The sequence below is a fragment of the Methylocystis sp. genome (genome assembly GCF_051062815.1).
Classification (GTDB): Bacteria; Pseudomonadota; Alphaproteobacteria; order Rhizobiales; family Beijerinckiaceae; genus Methylocystis.
This window is the reverse complement of the sequence record NZ_JBPFDU010000074.1, coordinates 222,143-246,906: the sequence shown is the minus strand read 5'-3', so window position 1 is coordinate 246,906 and position 24,764 is coordinate 222,143. Positions and strand designations below refer to the sequence as shown.

Genomic DNA, 24,764 nt, shown 5'->3' with positions numbered 1-24,764 from the left:
AACATTGGCTATGTTCGACATGACGACGCAAGAACGCGCCCTGCCCCAGCATGCGCGCGCCGGCGCAGCCGCCGGCGCTCAAGAGGCGCGGCTCACAGCTCTCGGAGCTTCCGCCGGCGCCCGGGTTATCGTCGCCACGCTGCTTCTCGCAGCCTTGTGGGCCGGGGCCTACTGGGCGCTGCATTGAGCGCGGCCGCCGAAGCGCCGGCGATCCGGCTCGTCAATCTCACCCTCGGCTATGATCGTCGCCCCGCGGTTCATCACCTTGAGGGCGAAATCGCCCCTGGAGAAGGACTGGCCGTCTGCGGCCCGAACGGCGCCGGCAAGTCGACGCTGCTCAAGGCGCTCGCCGGGCTGCTGACGCCGCTTGGCGGAGATATCCATTTCGGCGCCCTGTCGCCGCGCGCCGTCGCCTATCTGCCGCAGGTCGTCGACATTGACCGCGCTTTCCCGATCAATGTGCGCGATTTCGTGGCCATGGGCGCTCTGGCGCGCGTCGGTCTTTTCGGGGCGCTGAACGCGGCCGAGCAGTCTCGGGTGGGCGCGGCGATCGAAACGGTCGGACTCGTCGGCTTCGAATCGCGGACGCTCGAAACCCTGTCCGGCGGACAGATGCAGCGGGCGCTGTTCGCGCGTCTGATCGTCCAGGATCAGCCGGTCATTCTTCTCGACGAGCCTTTCGGCGCGATCGACGCAGCGACGATCGACGATCTTTTGGCCTTGATCGCGCGATGGCGCGCCGAAGGGCGCACCGTCGTCGCCGTTCTGCACGAATTGGACATTGTCCGCCGCGCCTTCCCGCGCACGCTGCTGCTTGCCCGCGAGTGCATCTTCTGGGGCGACACGCGCGACGCCCTTTGCGAAAAGAATCTCGTTCGCGCGCGCGCGATGTCGGAGGCCTTCGACGAGCGCGCGCGCGAATGTCTTCGCGATGAGTTTGACGCCGAAGATCAGCTGCATGTTCACTGACGTCTTCGTCACGCCATTCGCCGATTATGAATTCATGCGACGGGCGCTTGTCGGCTCCCTGGCGCTCGCGCTTTCGGGCGCGCCGCTCGGCGTCTTCTTGATCCTTCGACGCATGTCGCTTGCCGGCGACGCGCTGTCCCATGCGATCCTGCCCGGGGCCGCCGTCGGCTATCTCGTCGCCGGCCTGTCGTTGCCGGCGATGACCTTCGGCGGCCTCTTCGCCGGACTCGTCGTCGCGCTCGCCGCCGGCGCGGCCTCGCGATTTACGACGCTGCGCGAGGACGCGTCGCTCGCGGCCTTCTATCTCGTCTCGCTGGCGCTCGGCGTGACGCTCGTATCGCTGCGCGGCTCCAACGTCGATCTGCTCCACGTGCTCTTCGGCTCGGTCGTCGGACTGGACGACGCGGCGCTGCTGCTGCTCGTCGGCGTCTCGACCGTCACGCTCATTCTGCTGGCGGTTTTCTACCGAGCGCTGGTGTTGGATACGCTCGATCCTCTGTTCTTGCGGCAGACGAGCGCATTTGGCGAATTCACGCCGTTCCTCTTTCTCGCCCTGGTGGTGCTCAATCTCGTCGCGGGCTTTCATGCGCTCGGTACGCTGATGGCCGTCGGCGTGATGATGCTTCCCGCCGCTGCGGCGCGGTTGTGGACGCGCGATCTCGCCATCGCCCTGCCCCTCGCCGCGGCGATCGGCGCCCTCTGCTGTTACGGCGGTCTCGTCTTCTCCAACGAGACCAGCGCGCCGACGGGACCCGCCATAATTCTCGCCGCAGGCGTCGTCTATTTTTTCTCGATGATTTTTGGCCGCGCCGGCGGCGTGCTGCGGTTGAAACGGCCGCGCCGGCATCTCGAAGGATGAAAGCGATGCTTACACGCCGCAGCGCGCTCGCGTTTTCACTCGCCGCGCTCGTCGCGCCAGCGATGGCGGAGGCGCAGAAAATTCCAATCGTCGCCAGCTTTTCGATTATCGGCGATCTTGTGCGGCAGGTCGGCGGCGACCGGGTTTCTGTCAACACCATCGTCGGGCCCGACGGCGACGCCCATGTCTACCAGCCCAGTCCGGCCGACGGCCGCAATATCGCGCAAGCCCGGCTGATTTTCGTCAACGGGCTCGGATTTGAAGGCTGGCTCGACCGTCTCGTCACTGCCGCCAAAAGCAAGGGCGAGGTGTTCACCTTGGGCAAAGGCGTCACTGCGCGAAAGGACGAAGAGGGACAGGATCCGCACGCCTGGCAGGACGTCGCCAACGCAAAAGTTTATGTCGAGGCCATCAGGGAAGCGCTGACGGCAGTCGATCCTGACGGCGCCCAGACCTATAAGGCCAACGCCGACGCCTATCTCGCCAAGCTCGACGCGCTCGACGCGGAAATCCAGCAGGCGATCGCCGCCATTCCCCAGGAGCGGCGCCGGGTGGTTTCGACCCATGACGCCTTCGGCTATTTCGCCGCGCGTTACGGCGTCGAGTTCATCGCGCCGCAGGGCGTGTCGACAGAGGCTGACGTCAGCGCCCGCGACGTCGCGAAGATCATCGACGCGGTCAGGGCGCATAAGGTTCGGGCGGTCTTCATCGAGAATATCGCCGATCCGCGCCTCGCCAAAAGGATCGCCAGCGAGACCGGCGCCCGGATGGGCGGCGTGCTCTATTCCGACGCGCTGTCCGACGCCAAGGGCGATGGCGCGACCTATATCGACATGATGCGCCACAATGTAAGACAATTGGCGAAAGCCTTGGCGCCGTAGCCCCCTTTCCACCCCTCCCCCACTTCGTGGGAGAGGGAGCAGGCCCGGCCCTCTTAGAGAGTTTCGCGCAAGGCCGATCATTAGGGTCCCCTCTCCCGCTTGCGGGGGAGGGACAGGGTGGGGGCGAACGAAACTGGAGTAAGCGGCATTGACCGAGAAAATCCCCGTCACCGTCATCACCGGCTATCTCGGCGCCGGCAAGACGACGCTTCTCAATCGCATTCTCACCGAGCAGCATGGCCGACGCTACGCCGTCATCGTCAATGAGTTCGGCGAGATCGGCATCGACAATGACCTTGTCGTCGGCGCCGACGAAGAAGTCTTCGAGATGAATAACGGCTGCATCTGCTGCACCGTGCGCGGCGATCTCATTCGCATCATCGAGGGCCTGATGCGCCGACGCGGCAAGTTCGACGCGATCGTCGTCGAGACGACGGGGCTCGCCAATCCGGCGCCCGTCGCGCAGACCTTCTTCATGGACGCTGACGTCAAGGAGGCGGCGCGGCTCGACGCGGTGGTGACGGTCGCCGACGCCAAATGGCTCAGCGAACGGCTGAAGGACGCGCCGGAAGCGAAGAGTCAGATCGCCTTCGCCGATGTGATCGTCCTGAACAAAACCGATCTCGTGTCAGACGAAGAACTTGCCGACGTCGAAGGCCGCATCCGCGCGATCAATCCCTACGCCGCGCTGCACCGCGCGGTGAGGTCGGACGTTCCCCTGCAAGCGGTTTTGGAGCGCAACGCCTTCGACCTCGACCGGATTCTGGAGATCGAGCCGGCGTTCCTCGACGCCGAGGAGTCGAGTCACGATCATGACGATGGCCATGATCACGAATGCGGCCCAGATTGCGACCATGATCATCACGACCACGATCATCAGCATGGCCCTGGCCACGCGCATGAAAATCATCACGCGCCTCACGCCGGGATGAAGCATTTCCATGACGACGAGATGCATTCCGTCTCGATCCGCCACGACGGCCCGGTGGATCCTGAACGGTTCGTCCCCTGGCTGAACGATCTGATTCAGCGCGACGGACCGGACATTCTGCGCAGCAAGGGAATCATCGCCTTCAAGGACGAACCGCGGCGGTTCGTGTTTCAAGGCGTCCATCAGATCCTCGATGGCGATTTGCAGCGAGAATGGAAAGCAGGAGAGAAGCGCGAATCGCGCCTCGTCTTCATTGGCAGGAAGCTCAAGGAGCAGGAGATCCGCGAGGGCTTCGAGAAGATCGTCCTTGGCGCGTCGGCCGCGCAGGAGACGTCTCATTCATAAGAAATGATCTCGCGCTCTGCGCCATACACGACCTTCGCGCGGCGGGAGTCGCCGGCCTTGCGGCGCATGAGAAATCGCGGACGACGCTTGCCCAGACTGGTCTCGCAGCGCCGGCGCACGAAGGCGGCGGCGATCTCTTCGTCAACGCTCTCGCGCGAACGCAGCGCGCCATCTTCCTCGGTGACCCGCGGCAGCCCAAGCCAGGCCGCCCAGTGACGCCAGTCGGAGGCGGCGGCGCCGCAGTCTTGAGTCTCGCCGAGAAGAATGTCGAGGTCCGGGTCGCTGTGCGCCAGCGAAAGAACGTAGCGCGCCGATCCGTCGTCCGCGGGCTGCACCTCGAGAGCGACGCCGCAATAGGCGGTGACAGGCACCGAGATGACCATGGAGATGCCGCTGAAGCGACGGGAGATCAAAACGTCGTCGCGAGTGACGCGGATGCGCCGCGCCCCGCCGTCGGCGCGGCGGTCACGCTGAACAAAGACATTTTCCTCGATCCTGCGCGCAGTATTGGCCTCAACCATCGATCGCTCCTTGCGGCTTGAATTCCGTCTCGGCTCCATATTGCCGCACCCTGCCCGCGAAGGCGCTAAAAAGCCTGGTGAACAGCACGTAAATCATTGCTTCTACGCATGATTTAGGCGATGAGGGTGAAGTCCATGAAAACGAATTCGTTCAAATTGCTCCTATTCCGCGCAACGCGCCCGCTTGCGGCCCGTCGGCGCCTCGCCTACTCCTCTTCATGATGGGCTCCAGCCAAGCGGAACTCGCCGCTTTTCTTCCACAACTCGAGAGCGTCACGCGCAGGGCGGGCGAGATCGCCATGGCGTATTTCCGCGCGGGCGAGCGGACGACCGCGGCTGTTTCCTACAAATACGGCGGCTCGCCGGTCACCGAGGCCGATTTCGCGGTCGATCGGTTCCTGTTCCATGAGATGGCGCGGATCGCGCCCGAGGCGGCGTGGCTTTCTGAAGAGAGCGTCGACACGGCCGAGCGCCTGACGCGCGACGCCTTGATGGTCGTCGATCCGATCGATGGAACGCTGGCGTTCTCGCGCGGCGACGCGCGCTGGTCGGTTTCCATCGCTCTGGTGGTTGGCGGCCGGCCGGTCGCCGGGATCATCCACGCGCCGGCGCTGGGCGAGACTTATGTCGGCGCGCTTGGGCTCGGCGCCTTCCTCAACGGCGCCCCCCTCATCGCGCCGCAGCGCGCCGAAATCGCCGGCGCGGCGCTCGTCGCGCCTCGTACGATGCAGGACCGGCTGGCCGCGTCGCCACGGGAATTCGTGATGGCGCCGCGAACGCCCTCGCTCGCGCTGCGGCTTGCCGATATCGCCTCCGGCCGGCATGATATCGTGGTCGCTGCGCCCAATGCGCGCGACTGGGACATCGCCGCCGCGGATATTCTCCTCGCAGAAGCGGGCGCAATGTTGAGCGAGCCGGAGGGCGTCGCGCTCACCTATAATCGCGCGTCACTCGCCCGCGACATGCTCATCGCGGCTCCGAAATCGCTGTTCGACGATAGCCTCGCGCTGGCGCGGGAGGTCTTGGAAGGAAAATTATGAACAAGACGACGCAAGCAACCTCGGCGAAGAAAGAAAAACAGCTGTTGCATCTTGTATTTGGCGGCGAGCTGGAGACGCTCGACGGCGTCGCGTTCCGCGATCCGAGCAAGCTCGACGTCGTCGGCATCTATCCGGACAATGATAGCGCGCTCGCCGCATGGAAAGCGAAAGCGCAATCCACGGTGGACAATGCGCATATGCGTTATTTCGTGGTTCACCTTTATCGGCTGCTAGATCCGGATGTGGAGAAGCTATAGGCGGCCTTCCAAAAATCGCCGGTTTTGCCAGGCATAGAATTGTCGTTCCGGTCGGCCGGGCGCGCGCGGACAAGACGCCGTCAGATGGCGCATGTGGACCGGATTCTTAATAGATTGGAAACATGTCGCTTCTGACAGTGTACCGGCTGGCGACGATCGCGGCGACGCCCTTCGCCAGCGCCGCGCTCAATTGGCGCGCCAACCATGGCAAGGAAGATCCCGCGCGATTGGCCGAACGCATGGGCGAGTCGAATCGCCCCCGACCGCGCGGACGACTCGTCTGGCTGCACGGCGCGAGCGTGGGCGAAAGCCTGTCGCTGCTGCCGCTCATCGACCGCTTCATTCAGCGCGGACTCGAAGTGCTCGTGACAAGCGGCACCGTCTCGTCTGCGCGCGTTCTCAGCGCGCGCTTGCCGGCGGGCGCCTTTCATCAATATGCGCCGATCGACGCCCCGAAATTCGTCGAGCGCTTCCTCGATCATTGGCGTCCCGACATCGCGGTCTTCGCCGAGTCGGAGCTTTGGCCTAATATCGTCGCGGCCGTGCGCGCGCGCGGCGCGCCGCTGGTTCTCGCCAACGCCCGCATCTCCCACAAATCCGCCGAGCGCTGGCGCGCCGTTCCCGGCGCGGCGAAATCCGTCTTCGGCGCCGTCGATCTATGCCTCGCGCAGGATTCGGATAATGCGGCCCGCTTTCTGGCGCTCGGCGCGCGTTGCGTGCGCATCGCCGGCAATCTCAAATTCGACGTGCCGCCGCCGCCGGCCGACTCTGCAAAACTTGCCGCGTTCAATGGCGCGATCGGCGCGCGGCCAGCCTGGGCGGCGGTCTCCACCCATCCCGGCGAAGAAGACCTCGTGCTCGACGCGCATGTCGACATGGCCGCGCAAACCCCGTCGCTGCTGACGATCATCGCGCCACGGCGCTGGGAGCGCGGCGTCGAGATCGTCGAAGCCGCGCGCGCCAGAGGATTGACTGCGGCCTTGCGTTCGCAGGAAAGAGAACCGCGACGCGATGTCGACGTCTATGTCGTCGACAGCGTCGGTGAGCTTGGCCTCATTTTCCGAAGCGTCGGGGTCGTCCTGATGGGCAAGTCGCTGTTGCCCGGCGGCGGCGGACAAAATCCAATCGAGCCGGCGAAGCTCGGCTGCGCGATTCTTCATGGCCCGTATGTCGAAAACTTCACCGAAGCCTATGGCGAGCTCGCAGCCGCAAAGGCGGCCGCGCGCGTTACAGACGCCGCATCGCTGGCGCGGGCCGCGCAGTATCTCCTCGCGGAACCCGCGCGCATGCGCAAGATGGGACGCGCGGCCGCGGAAACCGTCGAGAGATTGGGCGGCGCCTCGCGCGGCATCATGACCGCCGTCGAACCCTATCTCGCGCAAATGGCGGTGGCCCAGCAATGAGCGTCGCGCGCGGCGCCGCTTTTTGAGATGCGCGCGCCCGCCTTCTGGCGTGAAGACGGCGCGACGGCGCGGCTGCTGTCTCCGCTTGGCGCGCTCTACGGCGCCATCGCGCGCAAGCGGCTCGCGCGCGAAGCGCCGCGCGCCAATTTGCCGACCATCGTCGTCGGCGGGCTGACGGCGGGCGGCGACGGCAAGACGCCTCTCGCCATCGCCCTCGCGCGCCGTCTCAAGGCGGCAGGAGAGCGCCCCGCCCTTCTCACGCGCGGCTATCGCCGCAGGCGCGGCGGAGCGTCCTCCTTCGTCGTGGACTTGACGCGTCACGGCGCGGACGAGATTGGCGACGAAGCGCTGCTGCTTGCGCGCGTCGCGCCGACGATCATCGGCGCAGACCGACTTGCGAGCGCAGACCTGGCGCAGCGCCTCGGCGCCACCGTCGTCATTCTCGACGACGGCTTCCACAGCCGTCGCATCGCGCCCGACCTGACGCTCATCGTGATCGACTCGGACTATGGCGCGGGCAATGGCCGCTGCATCCCGGCCGGTCCTTTGCGCGCGCCGCTCGATGCGCAGCTTGCGGCGGCGGATATTCTGGTCGTGATCGGCGATGGCGCGCGCGCGCGCGACATCGCCGCGCGCGCCAGCAAGCCTGTCTTCGCCGCCCATTTGTCGCCCGACAGCGGAGCCGCGGAGGCGATAAACGGCGCGCGCCTCGTCGCCTTCGCCGGCATCGCGCGGCCAGAGAAATTCTTCAGCTTGTTGGAGGCATCCGGCGCCGAAGTCGCGGCGCGGGTCTCCTTCGGCGATCACCGCCGATTCACGCAAAGAGATTTCGCGATGCTATCGAAGTTGCGGCACGAGCATGGCGCGCGGCTCGTCACGACGGAAAAGGATGCGGCGCGAATGGGCGGTCAGCTTGCGACGCTTGGCGTCGATACGCTACCGGTCACTCTAGTTTTCGATGACGCCGACGTTTTGGACGAGGCGCTTCGCGGGCTGTGTGAGGCGCGCCTTTCCGATCCTTAATCGGGCTTCTTGACGCCAAGACGCATCAGCTTGGCGTGCGGCCCGCTGTAAGGCTCCTGCAGATCGACGTTCCAATAGCGCAGATCCTCTAGCGGGATCGGTTCGCCGGTCACGGCGCAGCGCACATAGGCGCCGGGCTTGCGCACGCGATATTCGCCGTCGAGATATTCGACGACAGCCTCTTCAGCGGGCTGAGGCTGGCGGTCATAGCGGTTCATGCGCGTTCTCGACCCGTAGCGCCGGGGAAATGGACGCCCCACGAGGCGCCTGAGCGTCGTCACAAGCGACCTCATCGGCGAAGCCGAACGCTCCCTTTCGGCGGATTAGATTCCTCGAGATATAGCATCGCAGGGCGTACAAGGAAACGCCCGCCGGCGGTCGTTTGCCTGAAAGCGGCGCCGCTTACCAATAAATTTTGGCGCGAACCTCAAACAAATTGGGATGCGCGCCGGTATAATTGGCGCCGAGAAGCATGGGCAGCGGACCACCATTGTAAAGGTTCAATGGCGCGACGACGTTCATCACGCGCGTCCAGTTCGCCTGGAATGCGACGCCCACGTCCGGGTACCAGTTCACGCCGATCGTAAGATTCTGCTGACGGCCGCCGTTTATCCCGGCGTTGGCGATGTAGGTCCGGGCGAATGGATTTGGCGCGACGAAGGTCGTCATCGCCATCAGGTTATAGAGGGTATTCCCGTTGAAGGGCCCGTTGTTGAGATCAACGGAACTGAAGCGCGCAGCCAAGCCCCAGGCGCCATAACCGCCTGCGCTGAGGGGATTTTTGATCTTGAGCTGATTAAAGGTTGCGCCGTTCTTGTCGCGGATATCGTAGGATTGCGCGCGCTCTTCGCCGGTGATCCAATATGTGCCCTGGATGTAATAGCCGTCGAAATAGGCGGACCGTCCTCCCGGATTGAATGGAACCAGAGAGCCGTTAACGGGAATGGCGCCGGTCGCCGCCGAAGCCGCCGTTAGATAGGTCGCACGGTTGATCGCGTTTTGATCGCGGTTGTAAAAGGCGCCGAAATATTCCGCCTGGATGCCGAACGGCCCATGCGACGCCGCCAATTCAATTCCGAAGGATTCGACGCTCTTGGTGCATTTTCCGGCGAAGGCGGAGCTGTTGAAGAGGTTTTGGGGGATTGGTCCCACGATCGTTCCGCAGGAAAGATCCGGCGTGCCAATGAGGCCCTGGCCGAGGATATTGGCTTCCGATCTGATGCGGTTGCCCAGCGCAAGGACCCGGTCGTTGTTCACAGCCGTGGAGTCGTTTGGCTGATGGTATCGGCCGGAAGCCCCGACGTGGAGGAGATCATGCTCGGTGTGGATCGGCGCATAGGTCAAGCGGCCGGTCACGTCGAAATACTGACCGCCTCCTGTGGCTTGGAACCAAGTCGTGTTGGACGGGAATGGCGCGCCGCCGCCCGCGTTGGGTATGTAAAGTCGCGGAATGCCCCAGGTCGCCGGATAACCGCGCGCGGGGCTCAGGCTCGCATCGCCAAAGCTGGTGCTGAATATGCCGCCCTTGAAGGTCCAGTCGTCGCCGTAGGCGCCCATTGCAAGGCCGATATGACGATCCGGCTGGAAGGTGTCGACCGCAAGCGAGCGTTCGATGAAGTCGCGGTATTTTGAGGAATTGATCGCCTCGACGCTGAAGGGCTCGAACATGCTGCCGACCATGAGGTAGGCCGGCTCCTTGGCGAAAGGCAGCGTGAACAGCGGGCTTTGGATGCCAAAATAGGCGTCGCGAATGCCGCCGTACACGTGATTGACGCCGGTGATCTGGCTTGTTCCGGTGAAGTCGTATTGCAGCTTGTAGAAGTAGATCTTCGCGGCCTTGCCTTCGACCTCGAGCCGAAGCTGGCGCCCGCCGACCTGATTGTCGAAGCCGTTGAGCGGCAGAGCGATGCCGCCGCCGTCGATGATGATGCGGCCGCCGACCTTGAAGCTATACGCCTTGTCTTCAGTCTCGACGAAGAGGCCGTTCTTGAAGCTGACAAACACCGGCGGCCGTGGGGGCGTATCGGACGACCCCTTCGCGGCGGCGGCGGCATTGGCGATGTTCGTTGCGCTTCGCTGTGAGCGATCCTTCGAGTTCGAACTTCGCGACGGCGACTTCGACTGGCGCGCCTCCTGACGAAGCTTGGCGACCTCGGCTTCCAGCGGACGAAGCCTGGCGATCTCCGCTTCCAGCATGCGCAATCGCGCCTCGATGGCGCTCTCTGACGCGCCGGCGCTGGTCGAGAGCAATGCCCCGAGCGTCGCCAGGACAGCTGCTTGCTTCGCCCGCCGAATCGCCAAGTCCAGCCCCGCACGTCCCTTTTATGCTCGGCCACAGGGTGCGGCGTTAACCTTAACGAATGGTTAGCGACATTTTTGCCTCCTCGGCGCTGGTCCCCGACAACGCCTGCTCACGCTTGCGTTAGGCGAACTCCGCCATCGCGAGGATCGAGTCCTGCTCCTCCAGACAGCCGGACTTGCTGCGCCCGCGATCTTTAGGCATTTTGGCGAGCGCTCCAGTATGCGGGCCGATGCGAGATCGGACGCCTTTAGGCCGATCACAACGCAGTCCGCTCGGCTTTATCGTAACGGCATGTTCTCGTAGAGCGTGGCGAGGGACGCGTTGCGACATATTCCTGTAGAAAGCGACGAACGTGCTGCTCATCGATGATTTCCTCGACGAAGAACAATGCGCGCGCTTCCGCCAGCGCATTCTCAACGCGCCCTTTGTTTCGGGGGCGTCCACGGCCGGCGGAATGGCGGCGAACGTCAAGAAAAATCTTCAGCTTGACGAGCGGAAGGCAGGCAAAGTCGTCGACGAGATCAAGTCACTGATTTTTGCGCACCCGGGCGTCGATCTTTTCGCGATGCCGGAGAAGCTCGTCGGCGTGATCATCAATCGGTACGACGAGGGAATGGAATACGGCAATCATTCGGATTCGCCGATCATGGAAGGCGTCCGTTGCGATCTGTCCTTCACTTTGTTTCTGGAGGATCACAGCAACTACGATGGCGGCGAACTTGTGCTCGAGCAGGAGCACGGGCTCATCAAGGTCAAACCGAAAATCGGCAGCATCTTCGTCTATTCGACCGGCCTGACGCATCGCGTCGCCAAGGTGACGCGCGGCAGCCGTCTCGCCTGCGTCGGCTGGATCAAGAGCCGCATCCGCGACGAAGGCCGCCGCAAAGTTCTACGCGATCTCAATGCCGTCCTTGGCGCCTATATGGAAAAGAACGGACATGACGCGATCGCCGATCTGCAGCTCAAAATCATCGGCGATCTGATCCGGATGTGGCACGAGTGAAGAAATTTCGCCTCGAATCCGGTTCCTGCAAAGGTAGTTCAAAATGAAAATCCCGCCGGGAGAACCCAGCGGGATTGCTTGAGAGTCAGACGGAAGAGATTGTTACCACCAGACTTCCGCGCGCGTGAGGAAGGAGTTGGTGTCGTTCGCGCTGAGCCAGGGCTGGTTGAATGGCGCGACATTGGCAAGGACGCGGCCGTAGTTGAACAGGAAGCGGTAGCCCTTTTCCGGATACCAGTTCAGGCCCAGCGTGATCTTGTTGACCCGCCCGCCGGTGAGCCCGACCGAATTCGCGGCGAGAGTGGCCGGGAACAGTCCCCCGGGAATGTTGACGCCGGGAACGAGGCCGAGCGCGCCATAGGCCGGAAGATAGCTCCAGGCGCCTTGCGAGCCGTTGTCGAGGTTGATCGAGCTCCAGCGCGCCGCGACTTCCCAGGCCCCGTAGCCGCCCTTGCTGATCGGATTGAGGATTTTGGGCTGCGTCGAGAAGGTGTAGGGCGTGTTGATGTTGTGGTCTATGTCCGTATAGGCCGTGATGCGCGTTTCGCCGGTCAGGAACAGCTGAGCCTGCGCATAAAAGCCGTCAAACGCTGCGGAGCTTTGGAGACCCTGTCCCGCAGCGAGCCGCGCCGCCTGAAGCGCGGGAACGCCCGTAAGCGCGCCGGGGGTAATCAGCAGAGCGGCCGAGTTGTAGGAGTTGCGGTTGTAGTATTGCTGAGAGTATTCGGCCTGAATGCTGAAGGGCCCGTGAATGGCCACGAATTCGACGTTGAACTGGGTGGAGTTTTTCAGACAGTTATTCTGAGCGAGCGAGCCGCCAAACGCCGGGTTAGCCGCCCACACTGAGCCAGTGAGATTGAACGGTCCGCCCGGATTGCACGACATATCCGGCGTGCCGAGCAGGCGCGTGTTGAGCGCGTTGGCTTCGTTGCGCACGCCGCGTCCGACGAGCAGTTCGTCGTTCGAAGCGCCGCTCGCGCCATTGTTTTGATAGTAGCGGCCCGTGGCGCCGATATGGATCAGATCTTCTTCGGTGCGGATCGGCAGGAAGACGGCGCGGCCGTCGACTTCCCAATACTGGCCGAGCCGATTGTTGAACGGACGAATGAGCTTGTCTTGCGGACTGGTGCTGTAGATGCCGGCCTTGACGCCCCAATTATGGCCGCCGCTGGAGATCGACGCGCCGAGATGTCGTCTTGGCGTGTTGAAGGCGTCCGACATCATCGAACGCTCGATGAAGGTGATGCCGGAATTCGAGGTGCTCATCGCCTCGAGGCCGAGAGGCCGAAGCTGATTGGCCAGCTGAATGACGACGGGCCACTCATAGGGAAGCCCGACGGTGGTCAACAGCGGGTATTTGAACGCCAGCCAGGCGTCGCGGACATTGGCTGAGCTTACGGAGCCGCTGCTTCCGCCGAATTCAAACTGCGTCCGGTAATACCAATGTTTGAACGCCTTGCCGGCGATGTCGAGACGGGCGCGGCGCAGCAGCACATTGCTCGCGTCGCCATCGCCCGGGTCGCTCTGCCAGCCGCCGTCGGCATGGACGCGGCCGCCGATATGGATCGAGAAGGCCTTATCTTCGGTTTCGACGAACAGGCCGTTCTTGAAGCTGACGAAAACCGGCGGCGGCGGCGGATGGCCATGACCGTCCTTACTGACATGCGCGTGAGCGGCGTTCGCGACATTGGTCGCGCGCTTGACCTCGGCGCGCTGCTTGGCGACCTGCGCTTCAAGCTGCTGCAGTCGCGCCTTCAACTCGCGAAGTTCGGACGCGGTGTCGGCCGCGGCCGGAGAGGCCGAAGCCGTCGCAAATAAGCCGAACGCAGCGATGGCGAGCGCGCGTTGTCCAACTCCAAGTTTCATAAGTTTGATCCCCCGGTTAACTTTCGGGCGACAGTGAAGCCGACGCTGGATGACAGAGCCGTGACAAACTTTGCCCTAGCTGTAATGTGACGCTGCAAGGGACAGCAGGTGTGGCGCCAGCGCCACAGTCCTGGCGGCTGATCATTGTTTTTTGTGGCTTTGCCGCCACAGCAGCCGTTTTTTTGGAGTCGTCGCCGCAAATTTGGGACCGTCTCAGCGCGACTCATCCCCAGGAAGAATCGATCGGCTACTTCTTTCGGGGTTGGCGAGTGGCATCACGCTCATGCGTAATTCGGCGCGCGCAGCCGCACCACGCTGACTCCGCCGCCGCGACGCTCGACGCAGATTTTCGTCGCGATGCGCTGCTGGAGCGAATCGACATGGCTGATCACCCCCACCCGCCTGCCCTGCCCCTGCAGCGTCTCCAACGCGTCTATGACGACGTCGAGGGTCGCGGAATCGAGCGCGCCGAATCCTTCATCGATGAACAGCGTGTCGACGAATGAATCGCGCCCCTCGAGCCCGGCAAGCGCTAAAGCAAGCGCGAGCGACGCGAGGAAGCGCTCCCCGCCGGAGAGCGAACGCGTCGAACGGCGCTCGTCGCCAAGATCGCGGTCGATGATCTGGAGGCCCAGCGAGCCCGCGTCGCCCGAGCGCTCCAGGGCATAGCGCGGCGCAAGCAGCGCCAGGCGCTGATTGGCGAGCGCGACGAGATGCTGCAGCGTCGCGGCCTGCGCGAAACGGCGGAACTTGTCGCCGCTCGCCGATCCGATGGCTTCATTGATCTCGCTCCAGAGTTTGGCGTTTATGCGCGCCCGTTCGAGCTCGTCGGCGAGCGCTGTCGCGCGTTCCCGCGCCTCATCGTCCTTCGCGCCACGTTCGCGCAGCGCGCCGAGCCGCGCCGACAATTCGTCAAGGCGACCAGCGATGTCTTTCTCCTGAGCCGCGAGAATCTCGCGCGACGCTTCAACCGGGGCGACCGCCTGCGCGTCATCAAAGTCCTTCTGGCGCTCCATGACGGCGGTTCGTGCCGCGGCGCAATCCGATTCAGCCGCCTGCACGAGGCGACGCAGCTCCGCCTGCTCTTCGCGCGACATCGCAAGAAGAGGCGCCGCAGTCGCTTCGTCGAAGCCAGCGCCCCCGAGCGCCATTGCAAAAACCGCGCGCGCTTGCCCGGCGCGCGCCGCCGCGCTTTCCACCGCGCTTGCACAATGGGCGTGACGCGCCTCGCAGGCGGCTTTCGACTGCTGGGCTTCAGCGAACCTCTGGCGCGCCTCGTCGCGCGCCGCAATAGCCGCCTGGTGGCGCGCCTCGAGGCGGGACCGATGCGCGGCCGTCGCTTCTCCTTCCAGAAGCAGCGCGCGCCCATCGCGCGCCTCAGTCAGGCTCCATGCGCGCCCCTCATGATCGCCTTTGGCTTCGGCCTCGCGGGCGGATAAGGCGTCCGACTCTGCCGCGAGGCGCTCCGCCTTGAGACTGATCGCGGCGAGCATCGCGTCGAACTCGTTCGAACTTGCCAGCGCTTGCCGATAACGCGCGCTCGCAAGTTCGAGCGCCCGGCGCGCGGAATCGGCGTCGCGATCAATGTCGCCCGCCGAGAGTTCGCAAAGCCGCAGAAAAGGCGCGAGCGCGCGATCGATCGACTCCAGACGCTCGACGAGTCCGGCGCCTTCCGCTTCGGCGCGGGCGCGCGTCTCGCGCGCCGACTGGAGCGTCTGGGCGAGCCCCGCGCGCTCCTTCTGGCGTGCGTCCAGAGCCTGGCGGGTCTCCTCGCGCGCGCCACGCAGTCGATCGCGCTCCTCGCGCAGCCGGCGCGCGACGAGAAGCTTTTGCGCGACGGCGCCACGCGCCGCCGCCGCCTCCCTCGCCAGTTCGTCCAGCCGCGGCGAGGCTGACAGGATCGACGGCGGCGGCGTAAATTGGCGCGCAATGTTTCGCGCGCCATCGTCGCCGAGCGTCGACGCATATTCGGCTTCGGCGCGCGCGCGCGACGACAGCGCTTCCGCCGCGCGACGCGACGCGTCCTTATGAAGCGCTTGGGCTTCGGCGGCGCGCGCGCGCAGCGCGAAAATCTCTTCGTCCAGTTTGATGACCGTCCGCCGCGACTCATCGCGTCGTGCGCGCAGCTCTTCGATCAGTGCATTCGCTGCGTCATGCCGGTCGGCGAACGGGTGCTCCAGCGCGCCGCAGACCGGGCATGGCGCGTCGTCGCTGAGCGCCGCGCGCAGTCGCAGCGCATCGGGATCGGCCGCCGCGTCCGCCAGTTCGCCCAGGCGCTCGGCGTCGGCGCTCTGCGCCACACGTTGCGCGCGGCGCGTCCGCAATTCCTCCAGCGTCCGACGAAGCGCGGCTTCGTCCTCGGCGCTGCGCGCAATCTCCTGATGCGCCGACGCCGCCGCCGCGCCGGCCTCGTCAAAGGCGCGCGCCCAGCGGCGCAAGCCGTCGACCAGCTGGATCGACGCCGAAAGGACGTCGTCACGCGTGAGCAAACCCGGCTCATCGAGGGCCAGTAGCGCGCGATCGCGCTCGTCGATCTGCGTCGTCAGTCTCTCGCTGGCCGCTCGATCCTGCATATCGCGAGAATAGAAATCGGCGAGCGTCGCTTCGCTGCGGCCGAGTTCGGCGGTCGCCGCCGCCAGCGCGCCGTCACATATGCGCTTGGCCTCCAGAAGCTCGCCCCGCTTCGTCAGCCATTCGTCGATTTCCGGCCAGCGCTCGCTGAGCGGGCGCGCCGGCGCGAGGCGCTGAAGTTCGACGTTCGCCGCCACCTTCTCAGTTTGAACGTCGGCCAGCCGTGCGACCGCATCGGCGCGCTCGTCCCGCTTCGCCTGCGCCCGCGACGCGGCGTCCTGAGCGACGCTCCACGCCTTCGCTTCCTCCTGCGACAAATTCGCGATGCGCGCGTCGAGCGCCGCAGCTTCGCTCCATATCGGCGCGAACCGGGCGATTTCCGCTTCCCAGGCGGCGACTTCCTCTGAAGCCGAGCGCGCTCGCGCCTCCTGAGCGACGAACGCTTCTTGAGCGGCGCCCGCTTTCGCTTTCGCGTCGGCGGCGTCTTCGATCGCCGCCTTTTGCGTTTCCTCGGCGCGCCGCATCTCGTCCCGCGGGGCGCGCATCGGCTCGACCTGCGCCAACGCCGCAAGCGTTTCGCGCCGCGGCGCCATCTCGTCAAACGCCCGCAAGGCGCCCTCGCGCGCCGATATCGCCTGCGCGAGCTTTGCGTGCGCCTGAGCCAAGGCGTCGAACCGGCGCAGCGCGTCAGCCATCGCGCTGCGCCTTTCGGCGACTTGCGCGCGTTCGGCTTCGGCCGCTGCGACGTCTGCGTCGATCGCGGCGCGTTCGTCTTCCGACATCACGCCGATCTGGGCGCAACTGCTTTCGATAAGAGCTGTCGCCTGCTGCGCCTCGCGGGCGCGCTCAAAGGCCCGCTGCGACAGAACGCCATAGATTTCGGCCCCGGTGATCTTTTCGAGAAGTTCGGCGCGCTCCTTCGCGTCGGCGCGCAGAAAGGCGTCGAATTCGCCCTGCGCCAAAAGCGCCGTGCGACGAAACTGGTCGAAGGTCAGATCGGTCAGATCGACGACCCGGGCGTTGACGGGCTCTATGCCGCTCTCGACCGGCGCGACGATTTCGCCGGCCTCGTCGATTCGCCACAGCGACCTGGCGCGCTTTTGCAACGCGCCCGACGCTCTGCCGCGGGCCCGCTGCAGGTCGCAGCGCGCGCGATAGCGCAGCCCGTCCTTGCCAATAAAATCGACCTCCGCGAACCCGCGTCCGGCGCCGCGGCGAAGAATTGTGCGCGGGTCGCCAGAGCCGAGCGTCTCTCCGGACGGGTCTGGCGCGCCTTCGCTCGCACCGGCTGCGACGACGCGCGGGAATTTGTCGTAAAGCGCGAGGCAGATCGCGTCGAGAATCGTCGACTTGCCGGCCCCGGTTTCGCCGGTGATGGCGAAGAGGCCGGCCGAGCGCAGCGGCTCGCTGTCGAAGTCGATGGCGAAGCCTTCGGCGAGACTGGCGAGATTAGCGCCTCTGATCGCCAGAATGCGCAATGTTACGCCTCCTGCAGAAGACGCTCGAAACAGTCGAAATGATTGTCGGTCGGGGCGACGCCGTGCGCCTGCTCAAAGGCTTCGCGAAACAAATCCATCGGTTTGCGCTCGGCGAGGCGCAGCGGCGTCGGGGCCGCCGCCGGCGCTTGCGGCCGTTCGACGCTGGTCGAAACGACGCGCAGCGGGAATTTCTCGCAGATGGCGTCGATCTCGGCTTTCAATCCAACAGCCGGGCCGTCGACCCTGATCGCAAGATGCGCGAACGGCCAGGCGTCTATCGGCGCCGAGGCGTCCAAATCGAGCGCCGCAAGCGCGGACTCAACTTCAGCAAGGCGCAGAGCGCCGCTCGCCGGCGCCCGCAAATGACGGACGGGGCGGACGATCGGCGCATGTTGGACGACAACGGCGCCGCTGTCATCGACATCGACGATGCTGACGCCATGCGCATAGCCGATCTCGGTCTTGGACATGGGAATGAGCGAACCGGAGTAGCGGATCGTCTCGCGGTCGACGGATTGCGGACGATGCAGATGGCCAAGCGCAACATAAGCGATATCCGGCGAAAACACGTCGGACGGAAGGGCGTGTTCGCCGCCGACGAGAATCCGTCGTTCGGACCCTTCCGATTCGAGCGCGCCTGCGACATGAAGATGGCCGGTGACGATGAGCGGCGCCGCGCCGATTTCGCGCCGCGCGCTTTCGACCGCCTCGCGATAGGCCTCACGCACGGCGCTGGCGGCGCCGCCTCCGCTCATTACGGGCAGATCCACCGCGCGCGGATAAGGCAGCGCGAGTAAATATGCGCCAATTCTGCCGCTGGCGTCGCGGATTGGCGAAAGATGCGCGCGCGCGTCGAAGGCGCCGTCGCGACGCGCAAAGGCGCCGATCGAAACAACGTCCGCCATCTCGAACAATGCGCGCGGCGCTTCGAGTCGCGCCGCCGGGTCATGATTGCCGGCGACGAGCGCGATGCGCGCATGCGGACAGGCGACGCGCAAGTCGCGCAATGTGTCGTAGAGCAGCCGCTGGGCGTCGGCGGAAGGATTGAGGCTGTCAAAAACGTCGCCCGCCACGATGACGGCGTCGACCGCCCGGTCCCGGGCGATGGCGACAAGCTGCGCCAGCGCGTCGCGGTGCTCGGCGTCGCGCGACCAGCCCTGCAGCGTCGCGCCCAGATGCCAGTCGGCCGTGTGAAGAAGGCGAATCACTCCGGCAGTAGGCATCAGGCCTTCGGTGCTGGGCAAGGGCCACGCTTGGGCGCGCAGGCGTTGGGACGAATAATTCGCGGTTTTTGCCCCAATCTGACAGCCAGGGACGAGCGGCGAATAGGCGAGCGGCGATAGTTCAGCGTAGAAGTCGTCGAAACAAAGACATACCGATTACTTTTCAGATCCAGGCCGCTTCTTGCAGCTTACTGTTTCACCAGCGTTTATCTCTTTCTAGAGGCGTGGCGCTCCTCCGCGGCGGAAGTCGCGGCGCGGGCCTTCACAACCCTGTCGTCGTGCCTGTAAAATATGCGCCATCGCATAGGGCTGGACCTTGGCGCGGTCCGTCAGGCCCCTCCTCAATCCGAGAGGAAGCAGGGTGACTGCACACTTTCGTCAACAGACCGTGTCGCCGCAGGCGTGCCCCGCGCTCGTGCTCAACGCCGACTACAGGCCGCTAAGCTACTATCCGCTCTCGCTGTGGGGGTGGCAGGACGCAATCAAGGCGGTCTTTCTTGATCGCGTGAACATCGTCTCGGAATACGACAAAACCGTCAAAAGCCCGAGCTTCGAGATGCGTCTGCCGTCGGTCGTGTCGCTCAAGGAGTATGTGCGGCCGACCCGTCAGCCGGCGTTCACGCGGTTCAACGTGTTCCTGCGCGATCGCTTCACCTGCCAATATTGCGGAGAACATGACGAACTGACGTTCGATCACGTCATTCCTCGCTCGAAGGGAGGCGCGACGACGTGGGAAAACGTCGTCGCGGCATGTTCGCCGTGCAATCTGCGCAAGGGCGACCGCCTGCCGAGGGAGGCGCATATGTCGCCGGCGCAGGCGCCCTTTCAGCCGAGCGTCGCCGACCTGCATCGCAACGGCCGGCTGTTTCCGCCCAATTACCTGCACGAAAGCTGGATGGACTATCTCTATTGGGATTCGGTGCTCGAACCATAGCTTGGCGCCAGGAAAGACGGCTCCAATGATGCGCCGAATCGTGGTCATGGCTTTCGGCTTCGTCCTCGCTGTGGGCGTCGCCGCCATTTTTCTGATCGTCTCGGCGCTCCTTGATCCGGCGACTCGGGAAGCGGGATTTGCCGCCGCGACCTCCGGCCTCTTCGCCTTCGTCGAAGAAGACGTGCGCGCCGGCGGATGGAGCGATCCTCTGGCGACATTCGGATTCATCGTTTGGTCGATGATCATCGCCACCTGCGTCGCGCCCCTCGCGGTCGCGGCGTTGATCGGCGAGATCGCCGGCGCACGCTCGCTCCTCTGGTATTCGGGCGCGAGCGCGACGCTCGCCGGCGCGTCGCCGTGGATCGCCCGCGCTGCAATGGGACTTGATCGCGCCCGCGAAGCGAGCCCGCTCGAATTACGAATCGCGCTTCTGTTTTTTCTGACCGGCGCGCTGGCGGGGGCGATTTACTGGTTGATCGCCGCGCCGCCGCCCGCGCGTCAGATGGCGCGCCCCAAACCGCCGCTTGGCGAAGTTTAACGCGCAGCCTTCCCGGGGCTGCGGCGCCAATAGACGCGAGCGCGTCGCAATAATTTGCGCGCGAGACATCCGGCAAATCGCCGGCATCTGAATGAGCGCCGAGTCGCAAGAATCCTTCATGCTCGAGGTCTTATCCATGCTCACAGCATGCGCAGGCGCGCGAACGAAGCAAGCGAACGAAGCAAGAATGAGCGTTGAAGCGATCATTGCGCCAAGGCGTGCGTGATCTCCATTTGGCGACACGTCGAGTGAACTGAGGCGCATAAGCGATCATGACGCGCGGACGCTAGGAAATCCCCGGGTTTTCTTGGACTCCGGCGGCGTCAGGATTGACGCCAAAAGCCGGAAGTGCTCTTAACCGAACATGGCAGACTACCATTCTCTGATCGCGAGAGCGGTCGCCGCTCTGCCGCAGTCCACGCCGGACACGCGCCAAGCGGTCTATGAACGCGCCCGCAAGGCGTTGTTCAATCAGTTGCGCGGCATTCAGCCGCCGGTCGCAGAAGCCGACATCGCCGCCGAAGGCCGCGCGCTCGAAGACGCGATCCAGCAAGTCGAAACGGAGCGCGCCGCAAACGAGGCGCAAGCGACACGGCCTCGCGATGGGATGTCTGCGCTGCGGCGCGAGCCACATCCGATCAGCACGGCCAAACCCGTCGAGCGCGCGCCGAGCGATGGCGCAGAATCGACTAGGCGTGATGCGCCTCACTCCTCCATCGCGGGCGAAGACGATGTCCCGCTGCGCGAACCGCAGAGGCCGCCAGCGCCGCTGCCGCCGGCGCCGAGGCCGCAGCGCTCGAAGCGTCTCGTTCTGTCCGTCGCCGGCGTCGTCGTGGCGCTCGTGGCGGTCGTCGGAACGCTCGCCTGGCAGCTTCGCGAGCAGCCCGAGGATTTGGCTAAGCTGAAACCCGAGCAGTCGCCCTCCAACGGACCTGAAAGCGGCAAGATCAACGATCGCGTCGGGCGCGAAAGGGAGCCGGTCAAAACGCCGACTCCGCGCAGTCCCGCCGTGCCGGTGGCGCAAAAGGCGGAGATGTGGGTCGGCTCGCTCGCCGAGCCGACGAAAGTCGATAAAATCTACAATGGCTCCGCCGTCTGGCGCCTTGAGAACGTCGGCGGGCCCGGCGAACCCGTCGGATCGGCCATCCGCGGCGACATCGACGTCCCCGACGCGGGGCTGAAGATGACTCTGCTGTTTCGCAAGAACACCGACGCCACCCTTTCGGCCTCGCACACCATCAACGTGTCGTTCACGGTGGCGCCCGGCAGTCCCATCGGCGGCGTCAAGGCCATCGGCCCCATCCAGATGCGCCGCTCCGATGCACAGTCGGGAGAAAAAGTCGCCGGCATTCCCGTGCCCATCACCGAGAATAATTTCCTCATCGGCCTCATGCGCGGCGACCCCGAGGCGCGCAATATTCTCCTGTTGCGGTCGCTCGCGGCAATAGACCTGCCGATGCAGCTGACCGACGGCCGCGCGGCGACGATCAACATGGAAAAAGGCCCCTCCGGCGAGCGCGTCTTCGCTGACGCCATCGACGCCTGGGGAAAATAAATCCCAGCTTCGCTGCAACGGACGCGACGACAGCGGGCCTAAACGTCACATGACGAGCGTCAGTCTCTTCGCCGCGCGCGTCACGCCCGTGTAGAGCCACCGCGCCCGATGTTCGCGGAAGGCGAAGGACTCATCGAAAAGCGTCACGTCGTCCCATTGCGAACCCTGCGCCTTGTGGACGGTGAGCGCATAACCGAAATCGAACTCGTCCGAGTCCTTGCGAAGCGCATAAGGAATGTCGGTTTCGGCGCCGAACAGTTGTGGAACGACCGCCACGCGCTGAAATTTGGCGGCTTCGCCATCTTCCGGCGTCACCAGCATTCTCACCTTGCCGCGACGCAGGGCTCCGGCGCTCTTTACCGTAAACAGCGCGCCGTTCAGAAGTCCCTTCTTGCGATTGTTGCGCAAGCAGACGAGCTTCTCACCGGACTGCGGCAACTCGCCCGAAAAGCCGCGCAGCTGGCGAAGGCGTCCGTTATAGGCGCGCCGCGTTTTGTTCAGGCCGACGAGCACCTGATCGGCGCCGGTCACGAGCGCGGGATCGAGCGAGTCACGGCTAATGACGCGCGTATCGCCGAAGACGCCGCGCTCGACGCCTTCGCCTGCGCGGATCGCCATTGACAGGCGGATGATCGGATTGTCCGCCGCCTGCCGATGCACTTCTGTCAGCATCACGTCAGGCTCGGCGTCGGTGAAGAAGCCGCCGCCTTTCACCGGCGGCAATTGCGCCGGATCGCCGAGCACCAGCACCTTCTTGCCGAAGGAGAGAAGATCGCGGCCGAGTTCCTCGTCGACCATCGAGCATTCATCGACCACGATGAGTTTCGCATGCGCCGCGGCGCTGTCGTCGTTGAGAACGAAGGACGGCTCTTCGGTCTCAGTGTCGGTCGCGCGATAGATGAGGCTGTGAATTGTGCGCGCGTCCTTGCAGCCCTTGGAGCGCATGACGAGCGCCGCCTTGCCGGTGAAGGCGGCGAAGGCGACGTCGCCCTCGACATGTTCGGCGAGATGACGCGCGAGCGTCGACTTGCCCGTCCCGGCGTATCCGAACAGCCGAAACACCTGCCGCGCGCCGGGCGTTTCAAGCCAGCGCGCGACGGCGGTCAGCGCTTGATCCTGTTCGGGCGTCCAGATGGGCATGGCTACGGTGTCGAATCCAGGCGTCACGATGGCGGAGCCGACGCCGGCGAACAAGCGCCATTATCAATCTTGTCAGGCGCTGAAGCCCGCGATCAGCAGCGCGCCGCCGAGCACGAAGGAGATGAGCGCAAACACGGGATAGCGCTTTTCATATGCCATTCGGGCGAAAATGTCGCGCACGGTCTGCGGCGGCAGAAACAGCGTCAGGAAACCGCTGATCAGCGTGATCCAGCCGACAAGCGAGACGAGCGCCGCGGCCGTGTCGCTCCAAATGTCGTGGCCGATCACGATGGCGAGACCGATCGCGAGGCGAATCATGCCGACGAAGGCGATGGCGACGGGCTCGCGCGAAACGCTCTCGATCATCTGGAGCGCCACGTCCCTGCGCACCAGCATCCAGGCGGACATGATCAAAAGGTAAGCGCCGAATAGTTTCGCGAGAAAGAGCGTAAGCGGCGTCATGAACGCCTCCTTGCCGAATCGCCTTCACACCGCCGAGGAATGGCGCGCTGGCGCTGACTGCAGGTAGGCGTCAAAGGCGGCCGCGACAAGGCGAACGAAGGGTTTTCCGCGTTCAGTCACGGCGAGTCGTCGGCCCTGCATGTCGATGACGCCGTCGTTCGCGAGAGCGTTGAGCGACGCCTGCGCAGCGTCGAAGGCGTCTTCCGCATAGCCATGACGCGCAGCCACTGCGCCGTAGTCAACATCGAAATCGCACATGAGGCGTTCGATCAGATCCGCGCGGGCGATATCCTCGCGCGTGAACGCGACGCCGCGCGTCGTTGCAAAACGTCCTGACTCGATCGCGCGTCGCCATCCCGCAAGATCGGTGGCGTTTCCGACATAGCCCTCCGGAAGCCGCCCGATGGACGAAACGCCAAACGGCAGCAGCGCGTCGGCGGCGTCGATCGTGTAGCCTTGAAAATTGCGGCGCATGCGCCTTTGGCGCGCGGCGATCGCCAGCGGGTCCTCGGGGCGCGCAAAATGATCGAGTCCGATCGCCTCGAATCCCGCGCCTTCAAGGGTCGTCCGCACGGCCGCCGCCTGCGCCAGACGCTCGCCGGCGCCCGGCAGCGCCGCGGCGTCGATCAGCTTCTGGTGCGACTTGAACCAGGGCACATGCGCATAGCCGAAGACCGCGAGCCTCTGCGGCGCGAGCGACGCCGCGAGCGAGGCGGTGCGCGCGGCGTCTTCGACGCTCTGCTTCGGCAGGCCATACATCAGATCGAGATTAATGGCGGTAATGCCCGCGCCGCGCAGCAATTCCACGGCGCGCGCCACCGTTTCATAGGGCTGTATGCGGCCGGACGCCTCCTGTACATGCGCGTTCAGGTCCTGCACGCCGAGCGAGGCCCGCGTAGCTCCGGCGCCGGCAAGCGCCTCGACGAGATCGGCGTCAAGAATGCGCGGATCGAGTTCGATCGCGTGCTCAGTTTCGGCGGAAAGATCGAAATGATCGCGCAGAACTGCAACGATCGCACTGAAACGCGCAGGGCCGAGAATGCCCGGGGTGCCCCCGCCCCAATGGATGCTGGCGACGCGCCGCGCCCGCGTCGCTTCCGCTGTCAGCACGATTTCGCGCTTGAGCGTGCGCGTATAGGTTTCAAGCGGGGCGTCCTGGCGCACCGCCTTCGTGTGACAGCCGCAATAGGCGCAGATCGCGGTGCAAAATGGAACGTGGAAATAGAGCGAGAGCGACGAGGAAGGATCGAGGTTCGCGAGCCAGGCGCGCGTGTCGTCGTCGCCGATCGACTTGGAGAAATGAGGCGCCGTGGGATAGCTCGTATAGCGCGGCGCGGATCTTTCGGCCAAGGCCAGGGACGCTGGGTCCATCCTACTGACTCCCTCGCCGCCGCGCGGCGCCGCTCAAATTGATAGCGCGCCTCGGCCACGCGCGCAAAAGCCACGACCTGCCGCACTTTGAC

Annotated in this window: 22 protein-coding genes; 13 read left to right on the top strand and 9 right to left on the bottom strand. The window is 64.8% G+C overall.

Annotation, left to right across the window (positions count from 1 at the left end):
* Nucleotides 1-19 precede the first annotated feature (19 nt).
* The 5 genes from ACR65W_RS13485 (at nt 20) to ACR65W_RS13465 (ending at nt 3,985) form a co-directional block, all read left to right on the top strand.
* On the top strand, nt 20-187 hold the full coding sequence (locus ACR65W_RS13485; protein WP_434499375.1) for a hypothetical protein: 168 nt from the start codon (nt 20-22) through the stop codon (nt 185-187).
* On the top strand, nt 184-969 hold the full coding sequence (locus ACR65W_RS13480) for a metal ABC transporter ATP-binding protein (RefSeq protein WP_434499374.1): 786 nt from the start codon (nt 184-186) through the stop codon (nt 967-969). The genes ACR65W_RS13485 and ACR65W_RS13480 overlap by 4 nt, the downstream gene beginning before the upstream one ends.
* The gene (locus tag ACR65W_RS13475; protein WP_434499373.1) at nt 959-1,828 is read left to right on the top strand and encodes a metal ABC transporter permease; all 870 of its coding nucleotides are present in this window, start codon (nt 959-961) and stop codon (nt 1,826-1,828) included. The genes ACR65W_RS13480 and ACR65W_RS13475 overlap by 11 nt, the downstream gene beginning before the upstream one ends.
* 5 nt (nt 1,829-1,833) lie before the next feature.
* Entirely contained in the window at nt 1,834-2,709 is an 876-nt protein-coding gene (locus tag ACR65W_RS13470) for a metal ABC transporter substrate-binding protein (RefSeq protein ID WP_434499372.1), read from the top strand.
* Between the two features lie 148 nt (nt 2,710-2,857).
* Nucleotides 2,858-3,985 (top strand): CobW family GTP-binding protein, encoded by a 1,128-nt coding sequence (locus tag ACR65W_RS13465; protein WP_434499370.1) that lies wholly within the window; start codon nt 2,858-2,860, stop codon nt 3,983-3,985.
* Here ACR65W_RS13465 and ACR65W_RS13460 read toward each other — a convergent pair.
* Nucleotides 3,976-4,506: a DUF6101 family protein gene (locus ACR65W_RS13460; protein ID WP_434499369.1), complete on the bottom strand. Its 531-nt coding sequence runs from the start codon at nt 4,504-4,506 to the stop codon at nt 3,976-3,978. The two genes, ACR65W_RS13465 and ACR65W_RS13460, sit on opposite strands and share 10 nt — an antisense overlap.
* Nucleotides 4,507-4,724: 218 nt before the next feature.
* On the opposite strand from ACR65W_RS13460, the gene ACR65W_RS13455 reads away from it, so the two are divergent.
* The 4 genes from ACR65W_RS13455 (at nt 4,725) to lpxK (ending at nt 8,229) form a co-directional block, all read left to right on the top strand.
* A complete protein-coding gene (locus ACR65W_RS13455; protein ID WP_434499368.1) occupies nt 4,725-5,546 on the top strand; it encodes a 3'(2'),5'-bisphosphate nucleotidase CysQ in 822 nt (273 codons plus the stop codon).
* Complete coding sequence (locus ACR65W_RS13450; RefSeq protein WP_175094853.1) at nt 5,543-5,803, top strand: DUF4170 domain-containing protein; 261 nt, start codon at nt 5,543-5,545, stop codon at nt 5,801-5,803. The genes ACR65W_RS13455 and ACR65W_RS13450 overlap by 4 nt, the downstream gene beginning before the upstream one ends.
* Nucleotides 5,804-5,925: 122 nt before the next feature.
* Nucleotides 5,926-7,206 carry a 3-deoxy-D-manno-octulosonic acid transferase gene (locus tag ACR65W_RS13445; RefSeq protein ID WP_434499367.1) on the top strand — a complete coding sequence of 427 codons (1,281 nt, stop codon included), beginning with the start codon at nt 5,926-5,928 and terminating at the stop codon, nt 7,204-7,206.
* A 27-nt stretch (nt 7,207-7,233) separates the two neighbouring features.
* A complete protein-coding gene (gene lpxK, locus ACR65W_RS13440) occupies nt 7,234-8,229 on the top strand; it encodes a tetraacyldisaccharide 4'-kinase (protein WP_434499366.1) in 996 nt (331 codons plus the stop codon).
* Here the strand turns inward: lpxK and ACR65W_RS13435 are convergent.
* Together ACR65W_RS13435 and ACR65W_RS13430 are read right to left on the bottom strand one after the other, a co-directional pair.
* Entirely contained in the window at nt 8,226-8,447 is a 222-nt protein-coding gene (locus ACR65W_RS13435) for a DUF2093 domain-containing protein (RefSeq protein ID WP_014890019.1), read from the bottom strand. The genes lpxK and ACR65W_RS13435 overlap by 4 nt on opposite strands.
* A gap of 184 nt (nt 8,448-8,631) precedes the next feature.
* Nucleotides 8,632-10,530, bottom strand: coding sequence for a porin (locus tag ACR65W_RS13430; RefSeq protein ID WP_434499365.1), 1,899 nt, complete (start codon nt 10,528-10,530; stop codon nt 8,632-8,634).
* Nucleotides 10,531-10,883: 353 nt separating this feature from the next.
* Here ACR65W_RS13430 and ACR65W_RS13425 point away from each other — a divergent pair, with 353 nt between their 5' ends.
* Nucleotides 10,884-11,534, top strand: a complete 651-nt coding sequence (locus ACR65W_RS13425) for a Fe2+-dependent dioxygenase (protein ID WP_434499364.1) — start codon at nt 10,884-10,886, stop codon at nt 11,532-11,534.
* A 102-nt stretch (nt 11,535-11,636) separates the two neighbouring features.
* Here the strand turns inward: ACR65W_RS13425 and ACR65W_RS13420 are convergent, their stop codons facing one another.
* The 3 genes from ACR65W_RS13420 to ACR65W_RS13410 form a co-directional block, all read right to left on the bottom strand.
* A complete protein-coding gene (locus ACR65W_RS13420; RefSeq protein ID WP_434499362.1) occupies nt 11,637-13,400 on the bottom strand; it encodes an OprO/OprP family phosphate-selective porin in 1,764 nt (587 codons plus the stop codon).
* A 281-nt stretch (nt 13,401-13,681) separates the two neighbouring features.
* Nucleotides 13,682-17,449 (bottom strand): AAA family ATPase, encoded by a 3,768-nt coding sequence (locus tag ACR65W_RS13415; RefSeq protein ID WP_434499361.1) that lies wholly within the window; start codon nt 17,447-17,449, stop codon nt 13,682-13,684.
* Between the two features lie 2 nt (nt 17,450-17,451).
* Nucleotides 17,452-18,672, bottom strand: a complete 1,221-nt coding sequence (locus tag ACR65W_RS13410) for an exonuclease SbcCD subunit D (RefSeq protein ID WP_434499360.1) — start codon at nt 18,670-18,672, stop codon at nt 17,452-17,454.
* Nucleotides 18,673-19,033: 361 nt separating this feature from the next.
* On the opposite strand from ACR65W_RS13410, the gene ACR65W_RS13405 reads away from it, so the two are divergent.
* The 3 genes from ACR65W_RS13405 to ACR65W_RS13395 all read left to right on the top strand — a co-directional run bounded on the left by ACR65W_RS13405 (nt 19,034) and on the right by ACR65W_RS13395 (nt 21,699).
* Entirely contained in the window at nt 19,034-19,606 is a 573-nt protein-coding gene (locus ACR65W_RS13405; RefSeq protein ID WP_434499359.1) for an HNH endonuclease, read from the top strand.
* A 25-nt stretch (nt 19,607-19,631) separates the two neighbouring features.
* Entirely contained in the window at nt 19,632-20,144 is a 513-nt protein-coding gene (locus ACR65W_RS13400; protein ID WP_123175916.1) for a hypothetical protein, read from the top strand.
* A 364-nt stretch (nt 20,145-20,508) separates the two neighbouring features.
* Nucleotides 20,509-21,699 (top strand): hypothetical protein, encoded by a 1,191-nt coding sequence (locus tag ACR65W_RS13395; RefSeq protein WP_434499358.1) that lies wholly within the window; start codon nt 20,509-20,511, stop codon nt 21,697-21,699.
* 45 nt (nt 21,700-21,744) lie between these two features.
* Here ACR65W_RS13395 and ACR65W_RS13390 read toward each other — a convergent pair whose 3' ends face one another.
* The 3 genes from ACR65W_RS13390 to hemN form a co-directional block, all read right to left on the bottom strand.
* Nucleotides 21,745-22,839, bottom strand: a complete 1,095-nt coding sequence (locus tag ACR65W_RS13390) for an ATP-dependent DNA helicase (protein ID WP_434499425.1) — start codon at nt 22,837-22,839, stop codon at nt 21,745-21,747.
* A gap of 72 nt (nt 22,840-22,911) precedes the next feature.
* Nucleotides 22,912-23,301, bottom strand: coding sequence for a hypothetical protein (locus ACR65W_RS13385; RefSeq protein ID WP_434499357.1), 390 nt, complete (start codon nt 23,299-23,301; stop codon nt 22,912-22,914).
* Nucleotides 23,302-23,325: 24 nt separating this feature from the next.
* Nucleotides 23,326-24,672, bottom strand: a complete 1,347-nt coding sequence (gene hemN, locus ACR65W_RS13380; protein WP_434499356.1) for an oxygen-independent coproporphyrinogen III oxidase — start codon at nt 24,670-24,672, stop codon at nt 23,326-23,328.
* Nucleotides 24,673-24,764 lie beyond the last annotated feature (92 nt).

What these genes read in the sequence shown, in the direction of transcription:
- ACR65W_RS13470 (WP_434499372.1), top strand. Translation starts at nt 1,834, where the DNA reads ATGCTTACACGCCGCAGCGCGCTCGCGTTTTCACTCGCCGCGCTCGTC.
- ACR65W_RS13435 (WP_014890019.1), bottom strand. Translation starts at nt 8,447, where the DNA reads ATGAACCGCTATGACCGCCAGCCTCAGCCCGCTGAAGAGGCTGTCGTC.
- ACR65W_RS13395 (WP_434499358.1), top strand. Translation starts at nt 20,509, where the DNA reads ATGGCAGACTACCATTCTCTGATCGCGAGAGCGGTCGCCGCTCTGCCG.
- ACR65W_RS13460 (WP_434499369.1), bottom strand. Translation starts at nt 4,506, where the DNA reads ATGGTTGAGGCCAATACTGCGCGCAGGATCGAGGAAAATGTCTTTGTT.
- ACR65W_RS13400 (WP_123175916.1), top strand. Translation starts at nt 19,632, where the DNA reads ATGATGCGCCGAATCGTGGTCATGGCTTTCGGCTTCGTCCTCGCTGTG.
- ACR65W_RS13455 (WP_434499368.1), top strand. Translation starts at nt 4,725, where the DNA reads ATGATGGGCTCCAGCCAAGCGGAACTCGCCGCTTTTCTTCCACAACTC.
- ACR65W_RS13410 (WP_434499360.1), bottom strand. Translation starts at nt 18,672, where the DNA reads ATGCCTACTGCCGGAGTGATTCGCCTTCTTCACACGGCCGACTGGCAT.
- hemN (WP_434499356.1), bottom strand. Translation starts at nt 24,672, where the DNA reads ATGGACCCAGCGTCCCTGGCCTTGGCCGAAAGATCCGCGCCGCGCTAT.
- ACR65W_RS13420 (WP_434499362.1), bottom strand. Translation starts at nt 13,400, where the DNA reads ATGAAACTTGGAGTTGGACAACGCGCGCTCGCCATCGCTGCGTTCGGC.
- ACR65W_RS13485 (WP_434499375.1), top strand. Translation starts at nt 20, where the DNA reads ATGACGACGCAAGAACGCGCCCTGCCCCAGCATGCGCGCGCCGGCGCA.
- ACR65W_RS13385 (WP_434499357.1), bottom strand. Translation starts at nt 23,301, where the DNA reads ATGACGCCGCTTACGCTCTTTCTCGCGAAACTATTCGGCGCTTACCTT.
- ACR65W_RS13390 (WP_434499425.1), bottom strand. Translation starts at nt 22,839, where the DNA reads ATGCCCATCTGGACGCCCGAACAGGATCAAGCGCTGACCGCCGTCGCG.
- lpxK (WP_434499366.1), top strand. Translation starts at nt 7,234, where the DNA reads ATGCGCGCGCCCGCCTTCTGGCGTGAAGACGGCGCGACGGCGCGGCTG.
- ACR65W_RS13445 (WP_434499367.1), top strand. Translation starts at nt 5,926, where the DNA reads ATGTCGCTTCTGACAGTGTACCGGCTGGCGACGATCGCGGCGACGCCC.
- ACR65W_RS13475 (WP_434499373.1), top strand. Translation starts at nt 959, where the DNA reads ATGTTCACTGACGTCTTCGTCACGCCATTCGCCGATTATGAATTCATG.
- ACR65W_RS13450 (WP_175094853.1), top strand. Translation starts at nt 5,543, where the DNA reads ATGAACAAGACGACGCAAGCAACCTCGGCGAAGAAAGAAAAACAGCTG.